We start from the raw sequence: 25380 nt of genomic DNA, 5'->3' as shown, positions 1-25380 counted from the left end.
CCCGCGCCTTGCGGTCGCGGGGCTCGGCTCGGGCGTCAGCCGTGGCTCAAAGCGTGCAGCGCGCCGTCTGGCCCGCACGCGGCACGAACATGTCCGTGCGCGGATTATAGCTCTTGTAGCGTTGCTGGCAGGCGCGGACGTGGGCGTACCAGTTGCCGCTGTTGGCGTAGCCGGACGGCGGCGCCGGCGGCTGCGGGCCCCAGCTGGTCTCCCAGCGGCCATAGGTCGAGGCCTGCCCTTGCGTGCCGGACCCCTGCATGCCGCCGGCCATCGATCCCTGCACGCCCGGTTCGGACATGTAGGGGCGCGGCGTGCCGGTCATGCCCGGCGCGGCGCCCGACGCCGGTCGGCTGGTGGCGCCGCTCTGTCCGCTCATCGGCGGCTGCGACATCGAACCGGGCGACATCGAACCGGGAGCCATCGATCCCGGCGTCATCGATCCCGTCGCCGGGCGGTTCTGCATGTTCGGCGCCTGGGCGGCCGGACGCGTCGTCGGCGTGGTGGTGGTGGTCGAGCCCGTGCCCGGCTGGTTCGGCCGCATGGCGGGCGCGGCCGGATTGGTCGGGGTCTGGCCGGTCGTGCTTTGCGCCGGCTCGCGTGCGGGCTCCTGCGGCAGGGTCGGCGGGGTGGTCTGGGCCAGCGCAGGCAGGCTGGCCGTGGTCAGCAGCCCGGCGAGGGCCACAGCGAGGGTCTTGGTCATGACGGTTTCCTCCATCTTGCGTTCTCCCCCGCAGATGAACCGACCAACCGCTGTTTGGTCTCAGCTTGACCGCAAGGAATCTCGGGCCGCCCTTCCTCTTGTGGGGCCGGATCGACGCGCCCACTTCCTCCATCAAGAGCCGGTCGCCCGCTTCAGGGGGCTGGCGCCGACCTCCGCCTGATCCAGGGGAACCAGAAGAACCGATGAACCTCGACCTCTACTCCGACCGCGCCAAACAGGCCGTCCAGTCCGCCCAGTCGCTGGCGCTCGCCCGCCGCCACCAGCAGTTCGCCCCCGAACACCTGCTCAAGGTCCTGCTGGAAGAGCGCGACGGCCTCGCCCGCAACCTGATCCAGTCCGCGGGCGGCGACCCCCGCCGCGCCGAGACCGACATCGAGACCGCCCTGTCCAAGCGCGCCCAGGTCACGGGCGGCTCGGGCCAGCTTTATCTCGACGGCGACACCGCCCGCGTCTTCGCCTCCGCCGAAGCCGCCGCCAGGAAGGCCGGCGACGCATTCGTCACCACCGAGCGCCTCCTGGCCGCGCTGGCCCGCGAGGGCGGCGTGGCCGCGACCGTGCTCGCCGCCGCCGGCGCCAAGGCCGAGGCGCTGGACGCCGCCATCACCGAAATCCGCAAGGGCAAGACCGCCGACAGCTCGGGCGCCGAAGACGCCTATGACGCGCTGAAACGCTACGCCCGCGACCTGACGCTGGCCGCCCGCGACGGCAAGATCGACCCGGTGATCGGCCGCGACGAGGAGATCCGCCGCACCATCCAGGTTCTGGCGCGCCGCACCAAGAACAACCCCGTCCTGATCGGCGAGCCCGGCGTCGGCAAGACCGCCATCGTCGAGGGCCTGGCGCTGCGCATCGTCAACGGCGACGTGCCCGAGAGCTTGCGCGACAAGAAGGTGCTGTCGCTCGACATGGGCGCCCTGATCGCCGGCGCGAAATATCGGGGCGAGTTCGAAGAGCGGCTTAAGGCCGTCCTGACCGAGGTCGGCGCGGCCGAAGGCCAGATCGTCCTGTTCATCGACGAGATGCACACCCTGGTCGGCGCCGGAAAGGGCGACGGCGCCATGGACGCCTCCAACCTGCTGAAGCCCGCCCTGGCGCGCGGCGAACTGCACTGCGTCGGCGCCACCACGCTCGACGAATATCGCAAGCACGTCGAAAAGGACGCCGCGCTCGCTCGCCGCTTCCAGCCGGTGATGGTCGAGGAGCCGTCGGTCGAGGATACGGTGTCGATCCTGCGCGGCCTGAAGGAGAAGTACGAGGTCCACCACGGCGTGCGCATTTCCGACAGCGCTATCGTCGCCGCCGCCTCGCTCTCGAACCGCTACATCACAGACCGCTTCCTGCCGGACAAGGCAATCGACCTGGTGGACGAAGCCGCCAGCCGCGTGCGCATGGCCGTCGATTCCAAGCCCGAGGCCCTGGACGAGATCGACCGCCGCCTGGTCCAGCTGAAGATCGAGCGTGAGGCCCTGAAAAAGGAAACCGACACCGCCTCCAAGGCCCGCCTCGACAAGCTCGAAGACGAGATCGCCGATCTGGAGGGCCAGTCCGACGATCTCACCGCCCGCTGGAAGGCGGAAAAGGACAAGGTGGCCGGCGGCGCCCAGCTGCGCGAAACGCTGGACCGCCTGCGCGTCGAACTGGCCACCGCCCAGCGCCAGGGCGACCTCGGCCGCGCCTCCGAGATCGCCTACGGCCAGATCCCGCAGATCGAAAAGCAGCTGGCCGAAGCCGAAGCTGCTGAGGCCGACAAGTCCGGCCCCCTGACGCCCGAGGTCGTCGACGCCGAACAGATCGCCGCCGTCGTCAGCCGCTGGACCGGCGTGCCCGTCGACAAGATGCTGGAGGGCGAGCGCGAAAAGCTGCTGGCCATGGAGGACGCGCTTCGCCGCCGCGTGGTGGGCCAGGAGGACGCCCTGATCGCGGTTTCCGACGCCGTGCGCCGGGCGCGCGCCGGCCTGAACGACCCCAACCGCCCGCTGGGCTCGTTCCTGTTCCTGGGCCCCACGGGCGTCGGCAAGACCGAGCTGACCCGGGCGCTGGCCGAGTTTCTGTTCGACGACGAGGCGGCCATCACCCGCCTGGACATGAGCGAATACATGGAGAAGCACAGCGTCTCCCGCCTGATCGGCGCGCCTCCCGGCTATGTCGGCTATGACGAGGGCGGCGCCCTGACCGAGGCGGTGCGTCGCCGCCCCTACCAGGTCGTGCTGTTCGACGAGGTCGAAAAGGCCCACCCCGACGTCTTCAACGTCCTGCTTCAGGTGCTGGACGACGGCCGCCTGACCGACAGCCAGGGCCGCACCGTCGACTTCAAGAACACCCTGATCATCATGACCTCGAACCTTGGCGGCCAGTTCCTGGCCAACCAGGACGAACATGAGGAGGTCGAGACCGTGCGCCCCTTCGTCATGGAGGCGGTGCGCGCCCACTTCCGCCCCGAGTTCCTGAACCGGATCGACGAGATCATCCTGTTCCAGCGCCTGGGCCGCGCCCAGATGGGCGGCATCGTCCGCATCCAGCTTGGGCGGTTCGAGCGCCTGCTCGCCGACCGCCGCCTGTCGCTGACGCTGGACGACTCCGCCCTGCAATGGCTCGCAGACAAGGGCTACGACCCCGCCTACGGCGCCCGCCCGCTCAAGCGCGTGATCCAGAAGGACCTTGTCGACCCCATCGCCCGCAAACTCCTCGCCGGCGACATCGAGGACGGGTCAGTGATTGCAGTGACGACGAGCCCGGACGGGCTTGAGATCGGGTAGGTGCGGGGGGAGTAGGGCCGTCTTGTAGCGCCTGGCGCCTGTCGAAACATCCGGATGCGGCGCCTCACGACCGGGCGCTTCGGTCGGCCAAACAGGGCGGTCAGGTCAGCTAAGTTGGCACGCCCTTGAACTACCTGCACTGCCGCCCCCCTGATCCTTCTCCCATTGGGAGAAGGTGGCCCGGCGGAGCCGGGTCGGGTGAGGGTCGGACGGTCCAGTCGGCGTAAGCCGTCGCACCGGCCGCGACGCGGCTGACGCCGGGTGGCGCGCGGTGTCAGGCGGCTGGCCGTCATTGGCCCATCACCGGCATCACCTCCACCCCGTCGCAGGGCCAGATCCTCTTGTGGGTGTGGCCTTCGAACAGGCGGGCGGCGGCGTCGTGGGACGGGGCGCGCACGACCATGAAGACGGTTAGCAGGTTGGTGATGTCGGTCGCATCTTGCTGCTGATGGGCTGGGACCTTGAGAACTATCTGAGCCAATCGATGAGACGCGTGACGGCCCACATCGCCGTCCAAGCCAGCCAAACGCCGATAACAGCGCGATTGATCAGGATGTCCCATCGGCGGCGCGGCACATGATGGGGCGGATAAACCACCGGCCAACGCCGAGTGCGCGCTGCTTCGGTCAAGGTGGCCAGGGTGATCGGAATGCGCGCGACACGTCGATAAATCGGCTTGAAGAACAAGGCGCCGAGGCTCCAACCCTCTTCGCCATGGTGGAAGTACCAAAGGTAATCCGCGCCATCGACTTCGAAGCGTTCCGAGAAGTCGTCCATGAACTCCTACGCATCGTCGCCCTCGATCCCCAGCGTACCGAACAGGTCGTCGTCGTCGGCCAGCCTGCCGAGCGGCCCCCACAGCTCATCCACGAACGCCCGAACGGCCGCTCGCGTGTCACGCTCGGATGGGTCGGAACTGGCGCTCACGCCCCCACCATAACCGGCATCACCTCCACCCCGTCGCAGGGCCAGATCGTGATGTGGGGGTGGCCTTCGAACAGGCGGGCGGCGGCGTCGTGGGACGGAGCGCGCACGACCATGAAGACGGTCAGCAGGTTGATGATGTCCGCCAGACCCTCTTCCGTCAGCCGCTTGGTCGGCCCCAGCGCGCCGCCGCCATAGACGATGCTGTCGCGGTGCTTGGCCTCCCATTCCGCGACGGCGGCCACGCCGGCGGCGTCGGTCGCGCGCTGCTCTTCCTCCGTCATCGCATACCAGGCGCGCCAGCGTGGGCCGGTCTTGTCGGAGGTGAAGACGGCCAGATAATGGGCCTGGTCAGACATGGCGGGCTCCTGCGGTTCTGCCGCCACCTTAAGCCGACCGCCGTTCGCAGGGCCAGTGCACCCCTCTCCCTCCCCGAACGGGGAGGGAGAACCGACGCCTCGCCGCCACTTCGTTCCCTTTCCCTTCCCCCCGTCACCCTCGGGCCGTCGCGTCGCTCGCACGCGAGCTTTGGCTCCACCCGAGGGTCCAGACTCCCGGTCTCTGCCGGCTCGCACCGGGAGTCTGGATCCTCGCCACAAGGGCGAGGATGACGGGAATAAAGTCGCAGACAGCGCATCAGCAGTGACAAAACCTCGGCGCATCAACTCTCTAGCCAAACCTCGCCCCGACTTCCCCGCCTGAGTTCAAACTCATGCCACCCTGCATCCGTCTCGTCGCACTGGAGGGCTCGCCTGGCCTGCGACCTTGCGAGCGACGGGAGCGGATGGAGCGGGAGGTCGCAGGGGTTCGCCTTTGCGGCCGCCGGTGCTGAACTCGGTTCAGCGCCGAGAGGGTCGAGGGGGATACTCGGCCGGTCCGGGGACAGGGTCGCAGCCCTGCCCGCCCACGTCCACCCTCGGGCTTGACCCGGGGGCGCAGGCTTATGGGGTTAGGCGATACGACCGCCACCATCCTCCGCCCCGAGCTTGCAGCCAACCACCCGCGCGGGGCGTCAGCTTTCGTCGAAACGGTAACCACTACTCCTACTCCGGGCGAAGGCCCGGCGCCCCGCCCGCCCTCCGAACCGGATGCCCGCATCCGGCGCCTTCGCGCGCGCGTCAGACGGCGGGGCTCAGGCCCTGCACGACCTGGGCGGGGGCCGCCGGTTTTTCCAGACGGGCGCAGTGATGCAGGTCGGACGGAGCGGCCTCGGGGTCCCAGCCGCTGACGAACAGCAGGCGCACGCCGCTTTCGTCCAGCCGGCGGGCCAGGTCGTAGATGTCGCCGTCGCGCAGCTTCACGTCCAGCACGGCGGCGTGCAGCCCGTCCTCGCCGGCCACCAGCCGCGTCGCCGCGTCGATCGAGCCGGCCGGCCCCACCACAGCCGCGCCCTCTCGGGCCAGGGCCTTGGCGATCTCATCGGCCAGCAGCCAGTCGTCCTCGACGATCAGGACGCGGAGCCCGTGAAGCGACGGCGCGGGCGAAGGCCGCCTGGGGAGCGCGCGATTGACCTGTCCCATGATCGCCTTCCCGATCCCAGGACGCGCGGCGGGCCATGCCCGCTTGCGCATCGTCCCGCCGAACGTCGCTATCCTTCGATCCTTTAACCATAGACGAAAGATAGGGGAAAACCTTCACCCACGTTAAGCCGCTTGAAGCGGCGGCCGATCAGGCCGCGGCTTCAAGCCAGGTCTGCGGCTGCGGCTCGCGAAAGTCGCACAGTTGCGCCATGGCGACGGGGTCCAGCACCCGCAGCCGGCCGTTCTGCAGCTCGATCAACTTTTCGCGCCTCATCTGCTGCAGCGTGCGATTGACGTGAACAATGCTGAGCCCCAGCGCGTCGGCCAGCGTCTCCTGCGTCAGGGGAAACGGGAACTGGTCGCCGACGCCCAGCTCCACCGCCGTCAGCCGCCAGCGCAGCTCCATGATCAGATGCGCCATCCGCTCATAGGCCGCCAGCCGTCCCAGCCGGATCACCTGGTCCAGCACCCAGACCTCTTCCAGGCTGGCCGCCACGTCCAGCGCCTGGCGCAGCGGAGCCGTCTGCGGCAGTTGCGTCACGGCCCGGATCAGCGGCGCGGCGTCCACCGTCTGCACCGGGGTCAGCGCCATTACCGGACACAGGCCCAGCGGATGCGGTCGCTGGTGCAGCGCCAGGCCGTCGCCGGGCAGAACAAAGCTGACGATCTGGCGTCGGCCGTCCGACAGCCAGCGCACCTTGGCCGCCCAGCCGCTCAGCAGCAGGCGCGGCGTGGCGCTGCGGACGTCGCGGATCAGCTCGACGCCCGGCGGATCGGGTCGCCAATCCTCGAGCGAGCCGATCAGCGCCTCTTCGGCCGCGCCGATCGCCCCATAGCGACGCAGCCGCGCCACAGCCAGCTGCGGCCCGGCGCGGCGCGACGGCGCCCTGTACCGCGCCGTCATCCGACCGCCTCGTCGGCGAGCGGCGTCCGGATCACGCAGCGGAAGTCGCCGGCCTCGAAGCGGATATCGACATCCGCCGCCAGCTCGTACGGAAGCCCCTGCCGCAGCAGCTCAAAGCCGAAGCCGGCGCCGGACGGCGCCACCGGACCGATGTCGGCCTCGAACCAGTCGAGCCGCAGCGCCCGGCCCATCTCCGATGGTTCGATCCGCCAGGACACCGACAGCCGGCCGCCCTCGCTCGACAGGGAGCCGAACTTGACCGCATTGACCGCCAGTTCGTGCAGGGCCATGGCCATCAGCTCGGCGGTGCGGCCCTTCAGCCCGATGTCCGGTCCCTCGATGGTGACGGCCTCGCCCACTTCGCCCGCGCTTTTCAGCAGCTCCTCGCGGACCAGGTCCTGCAGGTCCGCCGCGCCGTCGGGCGACCGCGCCAGCGCCGTCTGCACATGCGCCAGCGCGGCCAGCCGCCCGTCGAAATGGGCCGAAAAATCCTCCAGCGAGCGGCTGTTCGACCGCGTGCGATTGGCCAAGGATCGGATCACGGCCAACATGTTCTTGATGCGGTGCTGCAGTTCCTGGATCAGCTCGCGGCGGCGCTCGTCGCCGGCGTGCTGCTCCGTCACGTCGCTGACCACGCCAAAGATTCCCTCGCCCCAGGCGCGACGCTGGAACAACAGCCGCGGGGGCCAGCCGGGCCCCTCCAGGCGAACGACGGCCTCGATCTCATGATCCGCCGCCGCCGCATCCACGAACAGACCTGCCAGCCGGTTCCGGTCCTCGGCCAGGATTTCGGTCGCCAGGGCCTCGATATCGATCCAGAGGTCGCCCGTCTTCAGCAGCTCGGCCGCGCGGCGCGACAGGCGCAACCTGCGCGACGCGGGCTCCAGCGCCCACAGGCCGACGCCGGCAAGGTCAAGGGCCGCAAACGCCTGCTCGGGCACGAAGCCGTCATGGCCGGAGGCGACGATGTCGCCGTTGCCTGGGGGCGTCTGCATGGCTTGGCCGGACATCAGCGCATCATCCGGGCGCGAGACGACCCGCCCCGCCCCTAGAAGCTCCTGACGAAGCCGAGCCCGACATAGCCGTCGTCGCCGATGTCGCTGGTCTTGACGCCGGCGGAGACCCGAAACGAGAGGCCGTCGGACCGCTGCAGCACGGCCACCGCGCCGACGCGCTGCTTGTCATAGTTCTCGTCGCCCTCGATCGCGCCCTCGACACCCAGGCGCAGACCGCCGCCGCCCACCGCGCGGGTCACGTCCGCACGCAGGAAGTAGGCCTGCATGCGCACCCCGTATTCGGCATAGGCGCCCGTTTCCCACGAACCGAACCGGCGAACGCCGTCGGCCGTCAACACGGCGTCCGCCTCGGCGCCGTTGCGGTCGTTTCCGGGATCGTTCGGGCTGAGATCGGTGTCGGTGTAGCGCGCGCCGACGCCGAAGTTGACGTAGCCCCAAGCCCCGGCGTTCTGCCGCACCAGGAAGACATCGCCCTGAACGTACTCGCCCTCGATCTCGACGCCCTGGGTTTCATAATCATAGCGCCCGCCGGAGACGACGCCGCGAACGGCCCACCCTTGCGTCTGGGTCGCACCCGGCAGCGGCGCCACCACGCCGAGGTAAGCCGACCTGTCGCCGCCCACCTCGCCGCCACCGTAAAGGGTGGTCGAAGGCGCCATGGCGCTTTGCGCCTCCGCGCGGTCGGGCGCCGTCGAGGCGAGCAGGCCCATGGCGAAAACGGTGGCGGCGAGCACCGGCGAAAAGGCGCGAAGCAAGGCAGGCTCCTGGAGAAGGGCCCAAACGCTCGGGCTCACATCACGCTTGCATGATAGACCTGACATCTTCTTTTGCTTTTGATAAGATTCGGAACCGGTAACCCTCGCCGTTCAGAGATCTTTAGGAACGAACGGCGATCTTCCTCGCAAGGACACGGGGATCGTTGCGCTCATGAACCGGCGTGCGTTACTTTTCGGGATGGCGGCGACCCCTGGACTGGCGGCCATGGGCGTCGGTCGCCCGGCCAGAGGCGCCATGACGGCGTCCTTGTCCACGGCGGCGACCGAAAAGGGCCGCTATTTCGGAACCGCCGTGCGGATCGATCAGATCGAGGCGAGCCCGCGTCTGCGCCAGGCCGTGCTGAACGACTGCGGCTTCCTGACCCCTGAAATTCACATGAAGTGGAACGCGCTGCAGCCGGCGCGGGACCATTGGACGCCCGGCCCCGCGGATGGGCTGGTGCGCTTCGCCCAGGCGAACGAACTGCGTGTTCGCGGTCACGCTCTGCTGTGGCACAACAGCACGCCGCACTGGGCCGAGGACGAGATCGTGCGAGAGCGGAACTGGAACACGGTCGGCCGCTACATCGAGGCCGTGGCCGGGCGCTACCGCGACCATGTCGAGGAATGGGACGTGGTCAACGAGCCCATCGACGCCGACGGATCGACGGATGGACTGCGCGACAACGTCTTCATGCGCAGCTATGGCTCGAGCTATATCGCCCGCGCTCTGGAGGCGGCCCATGCGGCGGCCCCGAAGGCGCGGCTGGCCATCAACGACTACAGCTTTGAATACGACAATTCCACTGAACAGGTCCGCCGCACGGCCTTCCTGAAGCTTCTGGAACGCCTGAAGACGGCGGGAACGCCGCTGGACGCGGTTGGCCTGCAGGCGCACCTCGACCTGTCCAAGGGCCCACTCAAGCCCGAAATTCTCAAGCCATTCCTGGCCGAGATCGCCGGCATGGGCCTGGACATCGCCATCACCGAGCTCGACGTCAACGAACACGATCGCCGTCTGTCTCTGCGGGAACGCGACGCTCGTGTCGCCGATGAAGTGCGTCGCTACCTCGACATCGTGCTGGACGAGCCCAAGGTGAAGGGCGTCACGACCTGGGGTCTCAGCGACGAGCATTCATGGCTCCAGCCCACGGGCGCCAAGGGCGCGGCCCTGAACCGCGGCCTGCCCTATGACGCGGTGCTGGAACCCAAGCCCATGCACCGCGCCATCCACGCCTCCCTGCTGGCCTGACCTGATCAGGCCTTTTGCACCACCTGGTGCATGATCAGGTCCTCGTTGGCGTTGATCTTCTCGGTGCGCTCCCACACCAGTCCGCCGCCGGCCAGATACATGCGCAGGCCGATGAACAGCGGCACAAGCCAGATCACCCACCACACCATCAGGAACAGCGGATTGATCCGCAGCAGGTAGAGGATGCGGTCGGACGTCCGCGTCAGCACCAGGCCGGTGCGCTTCCACGTATTGACGTAAAGCGCCGCCATGGAGAGCACATAGGCCACCACGTTGATGGTGCACAGTACGGTCAGCCACAGCGGAATCACGTCGGCGTCGCGTATCCATTGCACGATGGCCCAGACGCCGATCGGAAAGCCGATCGCGTTGACCCACAGTGACATGCACGGCAGGAAGTTCATCCACGCCTTCAGCTTTTCCCAAGGCGTGAAGCCGAGTTCCGTCAGGGGCATGCTCAGACTCTGGAAGAAGCCGCAGACCCAACGCTTGCGCTGCGTCACGCCGCGCCCAAAGGTCTCGGGCACCTCCTCGATCAAGGGGTTCTCGATGATGCCGAGCTTCTTGCCGGCGGCCCAGAAGCGCATGCCGACTTCCGGATCCTCGATCGCGACCCAAGGATGCAGGCCGCCGAGTTGCTCCAGGTCGTTGGAGCGGAAGAAGAGGCCCTTCCCCAGCATCCAGTAGGGATGGCGGCCATCGGCCGACTGGTGCGGATACTTCATGCCGTCCCAGGCCATGTGGTCAAAGGCGTGCCAGCTGGCCGCCAGGCTGGCGTTCAGGTTGCCGGCGACGTTGGTCGACTGCAGCACGTCGAAGGAGCGCATGCCGATGGCGCCGGCCTTGAAGTGATCGCGCGGCGGCGCGCTGTCGGCGTCGATGTAGTTGACCAGGAAGTCGCCCTTGTCGGCAAAGGTGCGGCGCGCCTGATAGAAGGCGTGGATCATCTGCCGCGTCTTCTTGGGCGGCAGGTCGCGCACGCCGGCGTAGCGGCCCCGGTGCCACCAGTAGGCCTTGGGGTTCGCCTCCCAGGCCGCCCAGACCGCGTCCCAGCTGGGGTCGGTGGTCGGCGGGGTCTCGCTGATCTGCAGGAAGCCGAACTCACCCTGGAGGCGCCGCAGCGAGGCGATGGTGTCGTGATCGTCCCAGTTCGGCACGGCCACGATGGCGTAGCGATCCCTGGGGTAGTCGATGTGAGCGAGCGCCGCGAGCGTCGTGTGCATCGTCGCTTCCAGCTCGTTCAGCACCGGATAGAACAGGATAATGAACGGCGCATCGACCAGCGCATCTGAATCGGCGCGGCTCATGTCCACGCGATTCACCGGACGGGTGAAGTGATAGAGGTCCACCAGAAAGGCGAGGCCGTAAAGGATCTGCGCCACGGCCAGCACGACGATCCAAAGCAGCGTCAATCCGCCGTCATCCGCGATGTTCATCAAACTTCCTTTCGGTTCGGGCGACGGGTCGCGGGTTTCGCCCTGGACGAGGCGTCTGCAACGCCATGATCCTTCGCAGTGATCGCGCCGCGCGAAGCGATCGGCCGGCCGTCACCCGCGGGGCCTCTATGACACAGAGCGTATCCATGAACGTCTTTCGCCTTGATCGCATCGCAAAGCGTCAGCCAGCAGGTGGACGATCAGCATGCCTGTGGCCCCCAGACAGCATGCTGCAAGCGAAAGGCGCATTGTCCTTTGATACTTTTCGCTCGGGCGCATTAAGATTATCGCCGCGGCGACATCAGCCGCATCAGGCGGTTACCGTCGGAAATGCAGCTTTTGACATGCTCAAAACCGCTTATCGGACCGTCGCCTGCCCGAGATCGCGGCATTTCTTTGTCACGCGTTTTCGATCATTTGACGCAGATCTGACGCGGCAGCCGCATCACCTAACATCCTTTGATTGGGCTCGGTCTGAATTGTCCAGGCTGTAACCCAAAACACGCGCAGTGCTCTGCGTATGGCTACGCTGGACCGTGTTTACCTCCTGTTGATGATTAGCGACAGGAGGCCGAGGGGCCTTCCTTGAGATTCATTCATTGAAAGGCCACCACGATGAAAGCCAGACTCATGACCTCGGCAATGGCGCTGACCGCGCTGTTGGCCTACGGCCAAGTCGCTTCCGCGCAGTCGACGACCCCGTCGCCTACGGACTCCTATAACGACAACTCGACCAACACGTCGAACTCGGGCAACGACGCCTCGGCTGACGGATCGGGCAACGACAACTCCGACAACTCCACCAGCACGGCGGATTCCGGCAACGACAACTCGGTTGCCGACTCGGGTAACGACAGCTCGACCAACGGATCGTTCAACGACAATTCGAGCATGGACGACAACTCGACCAACACCGACAACTCGAGCATGGATGACAACTCGAGCAACGACAACAACTCGAGCAACGACGACAACTCGAGCAATGACGACAACTCGACCTACGCGGACAACTCCACGACCGACAACTCGGTGGCGGACTCCGGCAACGACAACTCCAGCAACGACGACAATTCGACCTACGCGGACAACTCCACGACCGACAACTCGATCGCCGACTCGGGCAATGACAACTCGAGCAACGACGTCGCCGATTCGGGCAACGACAACTCGACCGACATCGCCGACTCGGGCAACGACAGCTCGACCAACGTGAGCGACTCGAACAACGACAACTCGACGGCCGACTCCGGCAACGACAGCTCGATCGACGGGTCCTTCAATGACAACTCGAGCAACGACGACAACTCGACGAACACCGATAATTCGAGCAACGACGACAACTCGAGCGTCGACAACTCGGTTGCGGATTCGGGTAATGACAACTCGACCAACACCGACAACTCCAGCAACGACGACAACTCGACCACCGATGGTTCGGTGAACGGCTCCTATAACGACAATTCGAGCAACGACGTCACCGACTCCGGCAACGACAACTCCACTGCCGACTCGGGCAACGACAGCTCGGTCAACGGATCGTTCAACGACAATTCGAGCAACGACGACAACTCGGATAGCTCGGACAACTCGACGACCGACAATTCGGTTGACGGTTCGTTCAACGACAACTCGAGCAACGACGACAACTCGACGAACACCGACAACTCGAGCAACGACGACAACTCCTCGAACGACGACAACTCCGACAACTCGGTGGACGTCGCCGACTCGTACAACGACAACTCGGTGGACGGCTCGGGCAACGACAACTCGGTCAACACCGACAACTCCAGCACCCGCACGGCCATGTCGATGCAGGAGCTGAGCGGCTCGGTCAGCAACATCAGCGCCGGCCTCGGCGGTGATGGCGAAGGCGATCAGAACGGCAGCCTGAACACCGGCGCGATCGTCGCCGAAGGCGGCGCCTACGCCGGCTTCGCGGGTATCCAGACGGTGACCAACAACACCGGCTTCGGCTCGCTGGGCCAAGCGGCGACGGCGGTCACGGCCAACGCCAACGTCAGCTTCGGCGGCGGCTCGGGTCAGTAAACCCAACGGAGGGTCGGAGCCTTCGCGGGCTCCGACCCTTCTTTTTTCTAGTTCAGGAGGCTCTCATGCGAACCACGGCCCTAATGCTGGCGGCGATCGCGATCGCGGCCCCGACATCCCTCTACGCCCAGGTTCTGGAGGCGACGCCGCAGGCGTCCGTCACGGCCAAGGCGCCCGCTTCTGTTTCGACGCCCACCAAGACGCCGGAGCCCTTGGCCCTGGACGAACTCGCCGACCTTCACGGCAAGCAGGGCGTGACCACCAACAACATCCTGAGCAGCCAGGAGCTGACGGCGATCAGTCAGGGCAACACCATCAACGCCAACACCGTCACCGCCGGCCAGATCTCCATCGGTCCCGGCGCCTTCGACGGCTTCGCCGGTGTCGGCAATTTCGTCATCAACAGCGGCCAGAACAACAACCTTCAGGGCGCGCTGACCGTCAACATTCAGGCCCCGGTGACCTTCCCGTGATGCGGACGGCCTTCCAGATCGCAATCTGCGCCCTGACGGTTGGCGTACTTGCCCTGGAGGCCCCGTCGGCCCATGCCCAGGTGTTGCTGAACACCGCGCCCGGCCAGATGAGCGTCAATGTCGTCAGCTATCGCGACACGCCGTTCCGCACCGTGGTGCGCCAGCAGTACGATTTTTCCTGCGGCTCGGCCGCCCTGGCGACGCTGCTGCGCTTCCACTACGACCGCGATGTCGATGAAAAGACCGTCTTCAAGGCGATGTACGACACCGGCAATCAGGAAGAAATCACCCGCGTCGGCTTTTCGCTTCTGGACATGAAGCGGTTTCTAGACGTCCACGGCTTCGCCTCTGACGGCTTTCGCCTGACGTTGAAGGAGTTGGAAGACAGCCATTCGCCGGCGATCGTCATGGTCAACACCAATGGCTACAAGCATTTCGTGGTGCTGAAGGGCGTGGATGCGACCCGCGTCCTGGTTGGCGATCCCGCCCTGGGGCTGAAGATCTACACCCACGAGCAGTTCACCGAGATGTGGAACGGCGTGGCCTTCATGATCCGTGATCCGGCGGATCGCTACAACCAGGACGGCGAATGGAAGCCCTGGGCGCCGGCGCCGATGGCGACGGCCCTGCCGGACAATTCCCTGTCCGCGATGACGCTCCAGTTGCCCCCCCTCTACCAGATCAGCACCAGCTTTTCGCTCGACAGCTACCTGAGGTGAGCCTGATGACACCCAATCGCCTCATCCGGCTTCTTCTTGCCGGAACCGTGCTGGCCGGCTTCGGCGCGGGCGCCCAGGCGCAGGACGCGTCGGCGCCGGCGGTCATCGCGCAAATACCGTCGGCTGCTCCCTTGGCGTCGGCTGAACTCGCGGAGTTGCGCGGCGGCTTTCTTGTCGCGGGCGGCATACAGCTGGATTTCGGAGCGGTGGTGCGCACCTATGTCGATGGGCAGCTGGCGCTGGAGTCGCGCCTGCAGTGGACCGACCAGGGCGCTGTGACGAGCCAGAGTCTCGGCTCGGTGCCCGGAGCCGTCGATCTGGCCGGAGCCATGGACCAGGCGCTGAAGGCGGGTCTGGACATCCAGGCCTTGGGTTCCGGTCAAGGCGTGCTGCTGGCCGACGGCTCCGGCGCCACGGCCCTGATCCAGAACATCGGGCGCGACGGCATCCAGAACGTCATCGTCAACAACGCCGACGGTCGCAACCTGCGGCAGGAGGTCGAGATCAATCTCGCCCTGCCGCAGCTTGACGCGCTTCAGGCCGGATCGATCCGGGATCGGCTGAGCGCCCAGATGAGCAGCGATCTGGCTGCCGCCTCGCTGCTCGGACGCTGAGGCCTTCCCAGCCGACATAAAGGAAACGGCCGCCGGGTTGTCCCGGCGGCCGTTCTTCGTTGGGGGCGCTCCGGCCGATCAGAAAACCAGCGGCACCCGCAACACGAAGCGCATGTCCGGCGCATCCTCGGTCACGCCGAATTCGAAGTTGCCGTTCAGGCTGAAGCGGTCGTTGAACCGGTAGGACATGCCGAACTGCAGCGTGCCGACCTGCAGTTCGTCCGACTCTTCCGTGATGTTGTTCAGCTGGCTGGTCGTGGACAGAATGTAGTTGTGCCGGTAGCCGAGCGAATAGGAGAAGTTCTGATTCATGGCGAAGCCGAAGCCGATGGCCGCCCCGATGCTGTCGCCCGGATCGACCTCTCCCACCAGGATGTCGCCCTCCTGCATGTTCACGTCCTTGGGCAGGTGCGCGAAATAGGACAGGTTGGCGAAGATCACCGCCGGGTCGCTGGGGAACAGCATGGAGACGCTGGGCTCGACGCCCCAGAAGCCCGAGCCGGTCGCCAGGCGCGTGGCCACGCCGAACTCGTCTCGGTCGATGTCGAACGGGCCTTCGCCGGTGTCGCTCTTGACCCGAAGCGTGCCGACAAAGATAGGGCGGCCACGTTCGCCACGATTGATCTGATATCGGACGGCGGCCTCGACGTCGCCGACGCCGTCGCCCTTCAGGTCGATGGTGCGGGTGACCGCCTCATCTCGCTGCTGCACGGTGGTGATGATGTCGCTGCGACGAACATACGGAACGCGCGCTTCCACCTCGAGCCGGTCGGTCAGGCCGAAGCGCCCGGCCACGGTCGCGCCGATGGTGTCGCGATCGGCTTCGTTGGCCTCGATCACGCCGATCTGGATGCCGGGTACGATTTCGATGCCGCGAAACACCAGCCGGTTTGACGAGGATCGCGTGTAGTCGGTCGACAGGTCGAACGAGAACCGACCCGGGCGGCTGAGCACCGTCATGCCTTCGGGGATGGCGGCCAGTTCTGCGCGCTGGCGGCTCAACGCCGGTGGCGCGGCCTGCGCCTGCGGCGTGTCGTCGGCCGAGGCCGCCAAAGACGCGCCCGCCGCGGGCGTCGCCGCGACTACACTGGGCGTCGATCCTTCTTCCTGAGCCAGTCCTCGGCCGGTTTCGCTCGCCAGGACGGCTTCGGGCTGAACCCGCCAGGCGTCGAGGATGCCCGGCGTCGCGGCTTGCGTCGCCGGCGCGGCGCGCTGCGCCAGCAGGGCTTCCTGCGCCTCGATGCGCGCCTGCTGACTGGCGACGAGCGCCTCGAGACGCGCCAGACGTGCGGACACGTCCTCATCCTGGGCGAAGGCCGCCACCGGGGCGACCAGCATGGTCAAGGCCGTCGCCGCGGCCACTGCGCTCCTGAAGGTCCGCCTCGCCATCGCATCCTCCGCTCCCGGTCTCCCCCGGAAACAGCATGCTAGTCGCGGCAGGCTGATGATCCCTTATCAAAGGACAGGAGCGGCCACGAAAATGCGCCGAGGTCAGTAGTCGTGCTGACCGTAGTCCGCGAGGTTCTTCAGGCAACCCACATCCAGCAGGGTGATCCAGCCGGCGCGCATCTCGATCAGGGCGTCGCGCTTCATCTGCTGAAGCGTGCGGTTCAGGTGAACGATGCTGAGGCCCAAGGCGTCCGACAGCACTTCCTGGGTCAGCGGAAGCGGAAAACGGTCGCCTTCGGACAGACCGGCGGCGCGGGTCCGCTGGCGCATCTCCATGAACAGGTGCGCGGTTCTCTCCAGCGCAGACTGCCGGCCCAGCCGCATGATGTGGTCCAGCAATCCCGCGTCTTCCTGCCGACGCAGCCCCTTCAGCGACTCGGCGAGACGCGCGTGGCGAACATCGCCCACCGCCAGGATCTCTCTCAGCATCAACGCGTCCATGCATTCAACGCGCGTCAGGGCGACGGTGGAAACCTCGTCCAGCGGCGACGAGCCGCCCAGCAGGCCGATCGAGTCGCCCGGCAGCAGGAAGCCGAAGATCTGGCGCCGACCATCCGGCAGGGTTCGCTGGCGCGCCGCCCAGCCGCTCAGGATGATCTTGGCGCCGACCGACTGGCCCGGACGCCAGAATGGGCGTCCGGCCTGGATCGTTTCACGAAAAACACTCAGCCGGCGGATCAGGGCGCGTTCTTCCTCGGTGAGGGTGCAGACGCTTTCCAGAACCCGGATGGCCACCGCCTCGCTGGGCGCCTTGAGGGTAGGCCGCACTGTCGCTCTGCGAACCGTCTCCGGAACCGACGGCAGAGACCGCTTCAACGGCGTTGAAGCCAACTCTACGTGCATCATGGTGTCACCCCCATCGTTGGCAAGCTGAACCAGCTAGTCGGACGAGCGTTCCGGATCACGTCAATTGCTAAACGGATCCGTGCCGGCGAGGACCATTGGAGCCGTCGGCTAGGGGCCGCTATCCAGGGCTTGCAGAAACAGCCGAACGTCCAGCGGCTTCTCATAGTGAGGCACGTCCGAAAAGCGCGGCGGGGTGGCGCTCTGATCATAACCGGTCGCAAACACGAAGCGTACGCCTCGATCCCGTAAGCGGTCGGCGATGACGAAGGCCTTTTCGCCTCCAAGATTGAGGTCCAGAACGGCCAAGTCCACCTCGTCCGTAGCGTCGAGCAACTGCAAGGCCTGCGTCACTGTGGCGACGGGTCCGATGACGTGGGCGCCCGACCGCTCCAGAAGCCGGCGCATGTCGTCGGCGATCATGTATTCGTCTTCGGCGAGAAAGATATGTTTGCCGGCGAGACGGTCCAAGGCTTCGGGCTGGGTCATTCGAGATGTCCACGATCACGTGCGGCGCGGCTGGTTCAGATGCAAACGTCGTGCCGTGCAATCAAGGTCCGCCATGCTATGATGTCTCGCCCCACGCGGCTCGGCGCCGGAGATGGCGATGAGATCGAGCTTGAAACCTCAGCCGCCTGAACGCTTCTCCGCCTTTACGCGGGGCGGCGGCGAGATGGGACGGCGTCTGCGCGAGCACGACTGGTCTTCGACCCTGGGCGAGGTCAGCCACTGGCCGATGGCCCTGCGTCACGCCGTCGCGCTATGTCTGCGCACGACGCTGCCGATGGCGGTGCTGTGGGGACCGGAACGGATCCAGATCTACAACGACGCCTATCGGCTGGGCGCCGTCGGCTATTCACGCCGGTTCGGTGAAGGGTGGAGGCCGGTCGAGGACGATCTCCGTTGCGCGATCGACCGCGCCTTGACGGGAACGACCGCGATCCTCGGCGATGGCTCCACCCTGTCGCCGATCGTGGATGAGCTCGGCGCGATCGTCGGCCTCCTTCATCTGTTCGCCGACTGGCCTGACGATCCCGATCCGCAGCCGGACGAAAACGCGGCGATCGGACGCCAACGACTTTCGGCGATCTTCGACACGGCGTCCGTCGGGCTCGCCGAGATCACGCTGGAAGGGCGCTTCGCGCGCGTGAACGAGGAGCTTTGCCGGATCATGGGCCTGACTCGCGAGGACTTGCTCGGCCTTACGATCCAGGATCTCACCTATCCCGAGGACTTGTGGCTGACTGCGCGCGCGCTCGAGGAGGTGCTGTCGACCGGCCGCGCGACGGGCTTCGACAAACGATATCAGCCCCCCAACACCCCGCCCATCTGGGTCAACACCAGCGCCGCCCGCCTGTTCGACGCGGACGGGCGACCCGGCAACATTCTGGTGGTCACCGCAGACCTGAGCGCACGCAAGCTGGCGGAACAGGCGCTGGCCGACAGCGAGGCCAAGCTGCGCCGGCTGGCCGAGGGCATTCCGCAACTGGTGTGGCGCGCCCAAGGTCAGGGCCGCTGGACCTGGGCCGGTCCGCAATGGTCGCGGTTTACGGGCCAGAGCGAGGCGCAGAGCCTCAATCTCGGCTGGCTCGAGGTGGTGCATCCGGACGACCGCGCGCCGGCCATGGCGGCCTGGAGCGAGGCCCGGGCCAATGGCGTGTTCGAGGCCGAGTTCCGCATCCGCCGCGCGGACGACGGCGCGTGGATTTGGCACCACACCCGTTCGCTGCCGATCGGAGAGGATGGTGAGGTCGAGTGGCTCGGCACCAGCACCGACATGCAGGAAGTCAAGGAGATGCAGCAGCGACAAAGCCTGCTGGTCAACGAACTTCAGCACCGCACGCGCAATCTGATCGGCGTCGTCCGCTCCATGGCCGACCGGACGCTGAGCGCCAGCGGCAGTTTGGAGGAGTTCGAGCCGGTGTTCCGCGACCGCCTGGCGCTGCTGGCCCGGGTGCAGGGGCTGTTGTCGAGACTGAGCGACGGCGAACGGGTGACGCTGGACGCCCTGATCCGCAGCGAACTGGGCGCCATAGGCGCCTTCGACGGCGCGCCGGACCGCATCATCCTGAACGGCTCGCCGGACGCCAGGCTGCGCTCGCGGACGCTGCAGACCTTTTCGATGGCCCTGCACGAACTGGCCACCAACGCCGCGAAATACGGAGCCCTGAGCCATGACAGCGGCCGATTGATCCTCAGCTGGCGCGAACAGGTCGATCCTGTCGATAACGAGACGTGGCTCTATGTCGACTGGCGCGAGACCGGCATGCGCGGCCTGATGCCCGCACAGGCCACCGTCGGCGGGGGGCAGGGCCGCGAACTGATCGAGCGCGCCCTGCCCTATCAGCTGGGCGCGCGCACGACCTTCGACATCACCCCCGACGGCGTCCACTGCACCATCGCCATGCCCGCCGTGCGCGCCTAGCCGAGCCGAGTCAGGCGGTCGAGCCGAACGTCTAGCGCGACGACCTACGCGACTCGGGCCGGCGGCCGGCACGCGGGCGCCTCGGCTTCGCATTGCGGGGTGTTTCCGGCGCCGCCTGGAAGGACCCTCAGCTCAGGTCTCGCGCCCTGCGTCTGCGTGGTGAACTGTCCGGCAAGCGCAACCAGCTGGTTCGCCTCCGCTCGCAGGGACATGGCCGATGCGGTGGTCTGTCCGACCATGGCGGCGTTCTGCTGGGTGACTTGGTCCATCTCATTGACCGCGCCGTTGACCTGGCGCAACCCGATCGCCTGTTCGTGCGCCGAGGCCGCGATCTCGGCGGCGAGGCGGTCCATTTCCGCGACCTGGTCTGTCATTCCGTTGAGGGCGCTGCTGGCCTCGCTCACCAGATCGACGCCCCGGCCGACCTCGCGCGAGGATGCGGAGATCAGGCCCTTGATCTCCTTAGCCGCGTCGGCGGACCTTTGGGCCAGCATCCGCACCTCGGAGGCGACAACGGCGAAGCCACGGCCGCTTTCGCCCGCCCGCGCGGCCTCGACTCCAGCGTTCAAGGCTAGAAGATTGGTCTGGAAGGCGATTTCGTCGATCACGCCGATGATGTCGTTGATGCTGCTGGAGCTGGCCTGGATGCCGCTCATGGCGGCCACTGCGGCCTGCATGACTTGGCGCGAACGCTCTCCCGCCTCGCCGGCGCGCGCGGCGGCGACCGACGCCAGACGCGCACGCTCGGCGCTCTGCGAGACAGTGGCGGTCACCTGATCGAGCGCGGCGGCGGTTTCCTCCAGGCTCGCCGCCTGGTGCTCCGTTCTTCGGGACAGGTCATCGGACGCCATGGAGATTTCGTCGGCGCTGCCGCCGAGAGCCCCGGCCGCGTCGAGGACCTGGTGCATGGCGCCGCGCAGACTTTCCACGGCCCGGTTGAAGTCACCGCCGACCTGCCGGTGCGCCTCGCATAGCGGTTCGTCGATGCAACTGGTCAGATCGCCCTGCGACAGGCGCGCCAGCTTGGTTTCCAGAAGCGCGATCAGATCGGCCTGTTGAGATTCGCCAAGCGTGCGCGCCGCCTCTCCGGCGGCGGCCGACTGCTGCTCGGCGGTGATGTCGATCGCCAGCTTGATCACGCTTTTCGGCGCGCCCGTCTCGTCTCGCACCGGATTGTAGGACGCCTGCAGCCACACTTCGCGGCCGTGCTTGGCCACGCGGCGAAAACGCGCCGCCACGAACTCTCCGGCGTTGAGGCGACGCCAGAAGTCCGCGTAGTCGCCGCTGGCGGCCTCTCCCGGCGGCATGAACATCCGATGGTGTGCGCCTTTGATTTCGTTCAGCGCATAGCCCATGGCCTCGGTGAAGTTGGCGTTGGCGTCAAGGATGACGCCGTCCATGTCGAATTCGATCACGGCCTGGGACCGCTGAATGGCGTCGAGCCGAGCCTGCGCCGCTCTGGCCCGTTCCGCCGCCATGCCTTGTCTGCGCAGCATCTGCATCATCATGTCGTCCCCCTTCCCCAAGGAGCCTGGAGGCTAGGACGGAAGAGGTTTCCAGACCGTTTCTACCCTGGATTGCATAGACTGACGCCGCAACTTATTGATTAAGCGGCGCCAGACGGCCCGATGCCGTCAGCGTCACGCCACCTCGGGCAACCGATCAAGATATTTGTCGAGCGTGATCGGATACTCGCGGATGCGCACGCCCGTGGCGTTGTAGATCGCGTTGGCCACCGCCGCGCCGACGCCGCACAGGCCCAGTTCGCCCACGCCCTTGGCCTTCATCGGCGAGACCTTGTCGTCGGCCTCTTCCAGGAAGACGACCTCCTGGTGCGGGATGTCGGCGTGGACCGGGACCTCATAGCTGGCCAGGTCGTGGTTGACGAAGAAGCCGACGCGCTTGTCGACGGCGAGTTCCTCCATCAGGGCGCCGCCGACGCCCATGGTCATGGCGCCGATGACCTGGCTGCGGGCGGTCTTCGGATTGAGGATGCGCCCGGCCGCGCAGACCGCCAGCATGCGCCGGATGTGGGTCTGGCCGGTGAAGCGATCAACCACCGCCTCGACGAAGTGTGCGCCGAAGGTGGACTGCTGATAGCGTTCGGCCAGGTCGCCCCACTCCATCGTGTCCTCGACCACCAGATCGCCGTCGCGAGCGGCCTGGCCCAGCGGCGTCGAGCGACGCCCGCTGCGCACCCGGCCGCCGGAAAAGACGACGTCGTCCGGGTTCAGGCCCAGGCGTTCCGCCGCCGTACGCCGCAGCTTGACGCAGGCCGCATAGACGCCGGACGTCGCGCTGTTGGCGCCCCACTGACCGCCGGAACCGGCGGACACCGGAAAGCTGGAGTCGCCCAGCACCACCGAAACGCGATCCAGATCGACGCCCAGCATCTCGGCCGCCGTCTGCGCGATGATGGTGTAGCTGCCGGTGCCGATGTCGGTCATGTCGGTTTCAACCGTGACCCGCCCGTCCGAGCTCAGGCGCACGCGGGCAGCGGACTTCATGTTCATGTTGTTGCGAAAGGCGGCGGCCACGCCCATGCCGACCAGCCAACGGCCATCCTGCGTTGAGCCCGGCGCCGCGCGGCGGCTCCAGCCGAACCGCTCGGCCCCTTCCTCGAGGCACCGCACCAGCTGGCGCTGGGAGAAGGGCCGCTCGGGCTTCATCGGATCGACCTGGGTGTCGTTGACGACTCGAAAGGCGACCGGGTCCATGCCCAGCTTTTCGGCCATTTCGTCCATGGCGATCTCGAGCGCCATCAGACCGGGCGCCTCGCCCGGCGCGCGCATGGCGTTGGCCTCCGGCAGGTCCAGTTCGGCCAGGCGCAGGCGGGTGACGATGGCGGGACTGCCATACAGCAGCTGGGTCTGGCCCGTCGCCGTCTCGGGTCCGCCGCCCGGCAGGTCGCCGCTCCAGCTTTCGTGCGACAGCGCGGTGATCCGACCGTCGCGCCCTGCCCCGATGCGGATGCGCTGGGCCGTCGCCGGCCGATGGGTCGTGTTGTTGCCCATGAAGGGCCGCGGCAGCGCGACCTTGACCGGTCGGCGCACCTCGCGCGCGGCCAGGGCGGCAAGCAGCGCGTCCGCTCTCAGGAACAGCTTTCCGCCGAAACCGCCACCCACATAGGGCGACGAGATGCGCACCTTCTCCTTGGGCATCTTCAACGTGGCGGCCAGGTCGCTGCGTCCCCAATCGATCATCTGGTTGGAGGTCCAGACAAACAGCTCGTCGCCGTTCCAGCGCGCGATGGAGGCGTGCGGCTCCATCATCGCGTGGCTCTGGTCGGGGGTGTGATACTCCTCGTCCAGGGTGACCGGGGCGCCGGCGAAGGCGGTGTCGAAATCGCCGGAGGTCTTGTCCTCGTTTCCGCCGTCGGGCTCCTTGGCCGATGCGCGCTGGTTTTCCAGGCTGAAGCGGCCCTGCGCGCGGGCATAGCCGACCTTGAGACTCGCGGCGGCGGCGCGCGCCTGCTCAAAGGTCTCGGCCACGACCACGGCCACCGCCTGGTGATAGTGCTGCACCTCCGGCCCCGCCAGCAGCCTGGCGGTGTTGTACTGCCCCTTGCCCAGTTCGCCCGCCGTTTCGGCGGTGACGACGCCCAGCACGCCCGGCGAGGCGAGCGCGGCGGCGGCGTCGATGGAACGGATACGCCCCTTGGCGATGGCCGAGCCGACCACATAGCCATAGGCGGCGTTCTCCACGCCCTGGCGGTGCTCATAGGCGTACAGCGCGCGGCCGGTGGTCTTCAGCGGCCCGTCGATGCGATCATGGGGGCGTCCCACGACCTTCATCTGGTCGATGGGATTGGCGCCGGCGGGTTGTTCGAACTTCATGCCCGGCTCTCCGAAATCGCTGCGGCCAGGGTGCGCTTGGCCAGGGTCACCTTGAAGGCGTTGTCGGGCTGGGGTCGCGCATCGGCGAAAACCCGGTCGGCCACGGCCGATGCACCGTCAGGCATCGCGCTTTCCGCCGCCTCCATCCGCCAGGGCTTGTGCGCCACGCCACCGAAGGCGACGCGTCCGCTTCCGTCCGGCTGCAGCACCGCCGCCACCGAGACCAGCGCAAAGGCGTAGGAAGACCGGTCCCGCACCTTGTGATAGCTGTGCGTTCCGCCGATCGGGCGCGGCAGGGTCACCGCCGTGATCAGCTCGCCCGGCTCCAGATTGACGTCCTTGTGGGGCGCGTCGCCGGGCAGGCGGTGGAGCTCGCTGATCGCAAGGCTGCGCGTCTCGCCGCGCGGCGTCACGGTCTCGACCACGGCGTCCAGCACCCGCATCGCCACCGCCATGTCGCCGGGATAGGTGGCGATGCAGGACTCGCTGACGCCGACCACGGCGAGCTGACGAGCAAAGCCGCCGATGGCCGAACAGCCCGTGCCCGGCTCGCGTTTGTTGCAGGCCTGATCGGTGTCGTAGAAATACGGACACCGCGTGCGCTGCAACAGGTTGCCGCCTGTGGTCGCCTTGTTGCGCAGCTGGCCGGATGCGCCGGCGACAATGGCCTTGGTCAGTACGCCATAGTCGCGCCGCACGCGCGGATGGCTGGCGAGCGCGGTGTTGGTCACCAGCGTGCCGATCCTGAGACCGCCCTCCTCCGTATCCTCGATCCGGTCCAGCCTTAGATCCTGAACATCGACCAGGTGCTCCGGCGTCTCGATCTCCAGCTTCATCAGATCGAGCAGGTTGGTGCCGCCCGCGATGAACTTGGCGCCCGGGCGGCCAGCGACCGCCGCCGCGGCCTCGGCCGGCGTGCGAGCGCGTTCGTAGGTAAAGGCCCTCATGCCCGCACCCCGGCGACATCGGCCATGGCGTCGGCGATGTTGGAATAGGCGCCGCAACGGCAGATGTTGCCGCTCATGCGCTCGCGCATCTCCGCCGTCGACATCTCGGGCCGCCCGGCCACATCGGCCTGCACATGACTGGGGACGCCGGCGCGGATTTCTTCAAGCACCGCCACGGCCGAGCAGATCTGGCCCGGCGTGCAGTAGCCGCATTGATAGCCGTCATGTTTGACGAAGGCGGCCTGCATCGGGTGCATCCGCTCCGGCGTGCCCAGGCCCTCGATGGTGGTCACCTTGTCCCCGGTGTGCATGACCGCAAGCGACAGGCAGGCGTTGATCCTCTCGCCGTTCACCAGGACAGTGCAGGCGCCGCACTGGCCGTGGTCGCAGCCCTTCTTGGTTCCGGTCAGCCGCAGGTGCTCCCGCAGCGCGTCCAGCAGGGTGGTGCGGGTGTCGAGCTGCAGCGACACCGCCGCGCCATTCACCTCCATCGCGACGGGCACGACGCTTCCGGCGCCGGCCGGCGTCCCGACGGACCGATCCGTCGCTTGAGTCGATGTCTGGGCCGGCATCTGGGCTTTAGCCGGCAAGGCGCCGAGCGCCGCGCCCCCGGCGCTGCTGATCAGCACCTTTCGTCTCGAGACCTCCAAATCGATTATGTCCGGCATCGCCGCCTCCACTTCAAAAGTCTCGTTCGTCGCCCGTGCGGCTCCGACGCCCAGATTATCTGCTCGCATGGAA

Annotated in this window: 23 protein-coding genes; 7 read left to right on the top strand and 16 right to left on the bottom strand. The window is 67.1% G+C overall.

Annotated elements, in window-relative coordinates; translation table 11 throughout:
* Positions 1 to 46: 46 nt before the first annotated feature.
* The gene (locus KY493_RS13835; RefSeq protein ID WP_219896893.1) at positions 47 to 700 is read right to left on the bottom strand and encodes a BA14K family protein; all 654 of its coding nucleotides are present in this window, start codon (positions 698 to 700) and stop codon (positions 47 to 49) included.
* A gap of 203 nt (positions 701 to 903) precedes the next feature.
* Here KY493_RS13835 and clpB point away from each other — a divergent pair, with 203 nt between their 5' ends.
* Entirely contained in the window at positions 904 to 3477 is a 2574-nt protein-coding gene (gene clpB / locus KY493_RS13830; RefSeq protein ID WP_219896892.1) for an ATP-dependent chaperone ClpB, read from the top strand.
* Positions 3478 to 3945: 468 nt separating this feature from the next.
* On the opposite strand, the gene KY493_RS13825 is transcribed toward clpB, so the two are convergent.
* The 7 genes from KY493_RS13825 to bcsS form a co-directional block, all read right to left on the bottom strand.
* Entirely contained in the window at positions 3946 to 4254 is a 309-nt protein-coding gene (locus KY493_RS13825; protein ID WP_219896891.1) for a DUF1493 family protein, read from the bottom strand.
* Between the two features lie 6 nt (positions 4255 to 4260).
* The gene (locus KY493_RS13820) at positions 4261 to 4404 is read right to left on the bottom strand and encodes a hypothetical protein (protein WP_219896890.1); all 144 of its coding nucleotides are present in this window, start codon (positions 4402 to 4404) and stop codon (positions 4261 to 4263) included.
* Entirely contained in the window at positions 4401 to 4760 is a 360-nt protein-coding gene (locus KY493_RS13815) for a hypothetical protein (RefSeq protein ID WP_219896889.1), read from the bottom strand. Before KY493_RS13815 ends, KY493_RS13820 begins: the two co-directional genes overlap by 4 nt.
* A gap of 759 nt (positions 4761 to 5519) precedes the next feature.
* Positions 5520 to 5921, bottom strand: a complete 402-nt coding sequence (locus KY493_RS13810) for a response regulator (protein ID WP_219896888.1) — start codon at positions 5919 to 5921, stop codon at positions 5520 to 5522.
* Between the two features lie 148 nt (positions 5922 to 6069).
* On the bottom strand, positions 6070 to 6825 hold the full coding sequence (locus tag KY493_RS14565) for a Crp/Fnr family transcriptional regulator (RefSeq protein WP_219896887.1): 756 nt from the start codon (positions 6823 to 6825) through the stop codon (positions 6070 to 6072).
* Complete coding sequence (locus KY493_RS13800; RefSeq protein ID WP_219896886.1) at positions 6822 to 7835, bottom strand: sensor histidine kinase; 1014 nt, start codon at positions 7833 to 7835, stop codon at positions 6822 to 6824. The genes KY493_RS14565 and KY493_RS13800 overlap by 4 nt, the downstream gene beginning before the upstream one ends.
* Before the next feature lie 38 nt (positions 7836 to 7873).
* Positions 7874 to 8596 carry a cellulose biosynthesis protein BcsS gene (gene bcsS / locus KY493_RS13795; protein WP_219896885.1) on the bottom strand — a complete coding sequence of 241 codons (723 nt, stop codon included), beginning with the start codon at positions 8594 to 8596 and terminating at the stop codon, positions 7874 to 7876.
* Positions 8597 to 8852: 256 nt separating this feature from the next.
* Here bcsS and KY493_RS13790 point away from each other — a divergent pair, with 256 nt between their 5' ends.
* Complete coding sequence (locus tag KY493_RS13790; protein WP_219896884.1) at positions 8853 to 9848, top strand: endo-1,4-beta-xylanase; 996 nt, start codon at positions 8853 to 8855, stop codon at positions 9846 to 9848.
* A gap of 5 nt (positions 9849 to 9853) precedes the next feature.
* Here the strand turns inward: KY493_RS13790 and KY493_RS13785 are convergent, their stop codons facing one another.
* Complete coding sequence (locus KY493_RS13785) at positions 9854 to 11284, bottom strand: glycosyltransferase family 2 protein (RefSeq protein ID WP_219896883.1); 1431 nt, start codon at positions 11282 to 11284, stop codon at positions 9854 to 9856.
* A 615-nt stretch (positions 11285 to 11899) separates the two neighbouring features.
* Here KY493_RS13785 and KY493_RS13780 point away from each other — a divergent pair.
* The 4 genes from KY493_RS13780 (at position 11900) to KY493_RS13765 (ending at position 15139) form a co-directional block, all read left to right on the top strand.
* Positions 11900 to 13333: a hypothetical protein gene (locus KY493_RS13780; protein WP_219896882.1), complete on the top strand. Its 1434-nt coding sequence runs from the start codon at positions 11900 to 11902 to the stop codon at positions 13331 to 13333.
* A 65-nt stretch (positions 13334 to 13398) separates the two neighbouring features.
* Positions 13399 to 13806, top strand: a complete 408-nt coding sequence (locus KY493_RS13775; RefSeq protein ID WP_219896881.1) for a hypothetical protein — start codon at positions 13399 to 13401, stop codon at positions 13804 to 13806.
* Complete coding sequence (locus KY493_RS13770) at positions 13806 to 14525, top strand: C39 family peptidase (RefSeq protein ID WP_219896880.1); 720 nt, start codon at positions 13806 to 13808, stop codon at positions 14523 to 14525. Before KY493_RS13775 ends, KY493_RS13770 begins: the two co-directional genes overlap by 1 nt.
* A 5-nt stretch (positions 14526 to 14530) precedes the next feature.
* Positions 14531 to 15139: a hypothetical protein gene (locus tag KY493_RS13765; protein WP_219896879.1), complete on the top strand. Its 609-nt coding sequence runs from the start codon at positions 14531 to 14533 to the stop codon at positions 15137 to 15139.
* A gap of 78 nt (positions 15140 to 15217) precedes the next feature.
* Here KY493_RS13765 and KY493_RS13760 read toward each other — a convergent pair whose 3' ends face one another.
* From KY493_RS13760 to KY493_RS13750, 3 genes are all read right to left on the bottom strand, one after another.
* Positions 15218 to 16501, bottom strand: coding sequence for a porin family protein (locus KY493_RS13760; protein WP_255567907.1), 1284 nt, complete (start codon positions 16499 to 16501; stop codon positions 15218 to 15220).
* Positions 16502 to 16630: 129 nt separating this feature from the next.
* Positions 16631 to 17356 carry a Crp/Fnr family transcriptional regulator gene (locus KY493_RS13755; protein WP_219896877.1) on the bottom strand — a complete coding sequence of 242 codons (726 nt, stop codon included), beginning with the start codon at positions 17354 to 17356 and terminating at the stop codon, positions 16631 to 16633.
* A gap of 186 nt (positions 17357 to 17542) precedes the next feature.
* A complete protein-coding gene (locus KY493_RS13750) occupies positions 17543 to 17920 on the bottom strand; it encodes a response regulator (protein WP_219896876.1) in 378 nt (125 codons plus the stop codon).
* Between the two features lie 130 nt (positions 17921 to 18050).
* Here KY493_RS13750 and KY493_RS13745 point away from each other — a divergent pair, with 130 nt between their 5' ends.
* Entirely contained in the window at positions 18051 to 19856 is a 1806-nt protein-coding gene (locus KY493_RS13745) for a PAS domain S-box protein (RefSeq protein WP_219896875.1), read from the top strand.
* Positions 19857 to 19900: 44 nt separating this feature from the next.
* Here KY493_RS13745 and KY493_RS13740 read toward each other — a convergent pair whose 3' ends face one another.
* The 4 genes from KY493_RS13740 to paoA form a co-directional block, all read right to left on the bottom strand.
* On the bottom strand, positions 19901 to 21352 hold the full coding sequence (locus KY493_RS13740; protein ID WP_255567906.1) for a methyl-accepting chemotaxis protein: 1452 nt from the start codon (positions 21350 to 21352) through the stop codon (positions 19901 to 19903).
* A 144-nt stretch (positions 21353 to 21496) separates the two neighbouring features.
* Complete coding sequence (paoC, locus tag KY493_RS13735; protein WP_219896874.1) at positions 21497 to 23692, bottom strand: aldehyde oxidoreductase molybdenum-binding subunit PaoC; 2196 nt, start codon at positions 23690 to 23692, stop codon at positions 21497 to 21499.
* Complete coding sequence (locus KY493_RS13730) at positions 23689 to 24639, bottom strand: xanthine dehydrogenase family protein subunit M (protein ID WP_219896873.1); 951 nt, start codon at positions 24637 to 24639, stop codon at positions 23689 to 23691. Before KY493_RS13730 ends, paoC begins: the two co-directional genes overlap by 4 nt.
* Positions 24636 to 25307: an aldehyde dehydrogenase iron-sulfur subunit PaoA gene (gene paoA / locus KY493_RS13725; RefSeq protein WP_219898592.1), complete on the bottom strand. Its 672-nt coding sequence runs from the start codon at positions 25305 to 25307 to the stop codon at positions 24636 to 24638. The genes KY493_RS13730 and paoA overlap by 4 nt, the downstream gene beginning before the upstream one ends.
* Positions 25308 to 25380: the final 73 nt, after the last annotated feature.

The sequence above is a fragment of the Brevundimonas sp. PAMC22021 genome (genome assembly GCF_019443405.1).
In the GTDB taxonomy this organism is placed as follows: domain Bacteria; phylum Pseudomonadota; class Alphaproteobacteria; order Caulobacterales; family Caulobacteraceae; genus Brevundimonas.
Note: the sequence above shows the minus strand (reverse complement) of the source record. Positions and strands in the feature narration are given on the sequence as shown.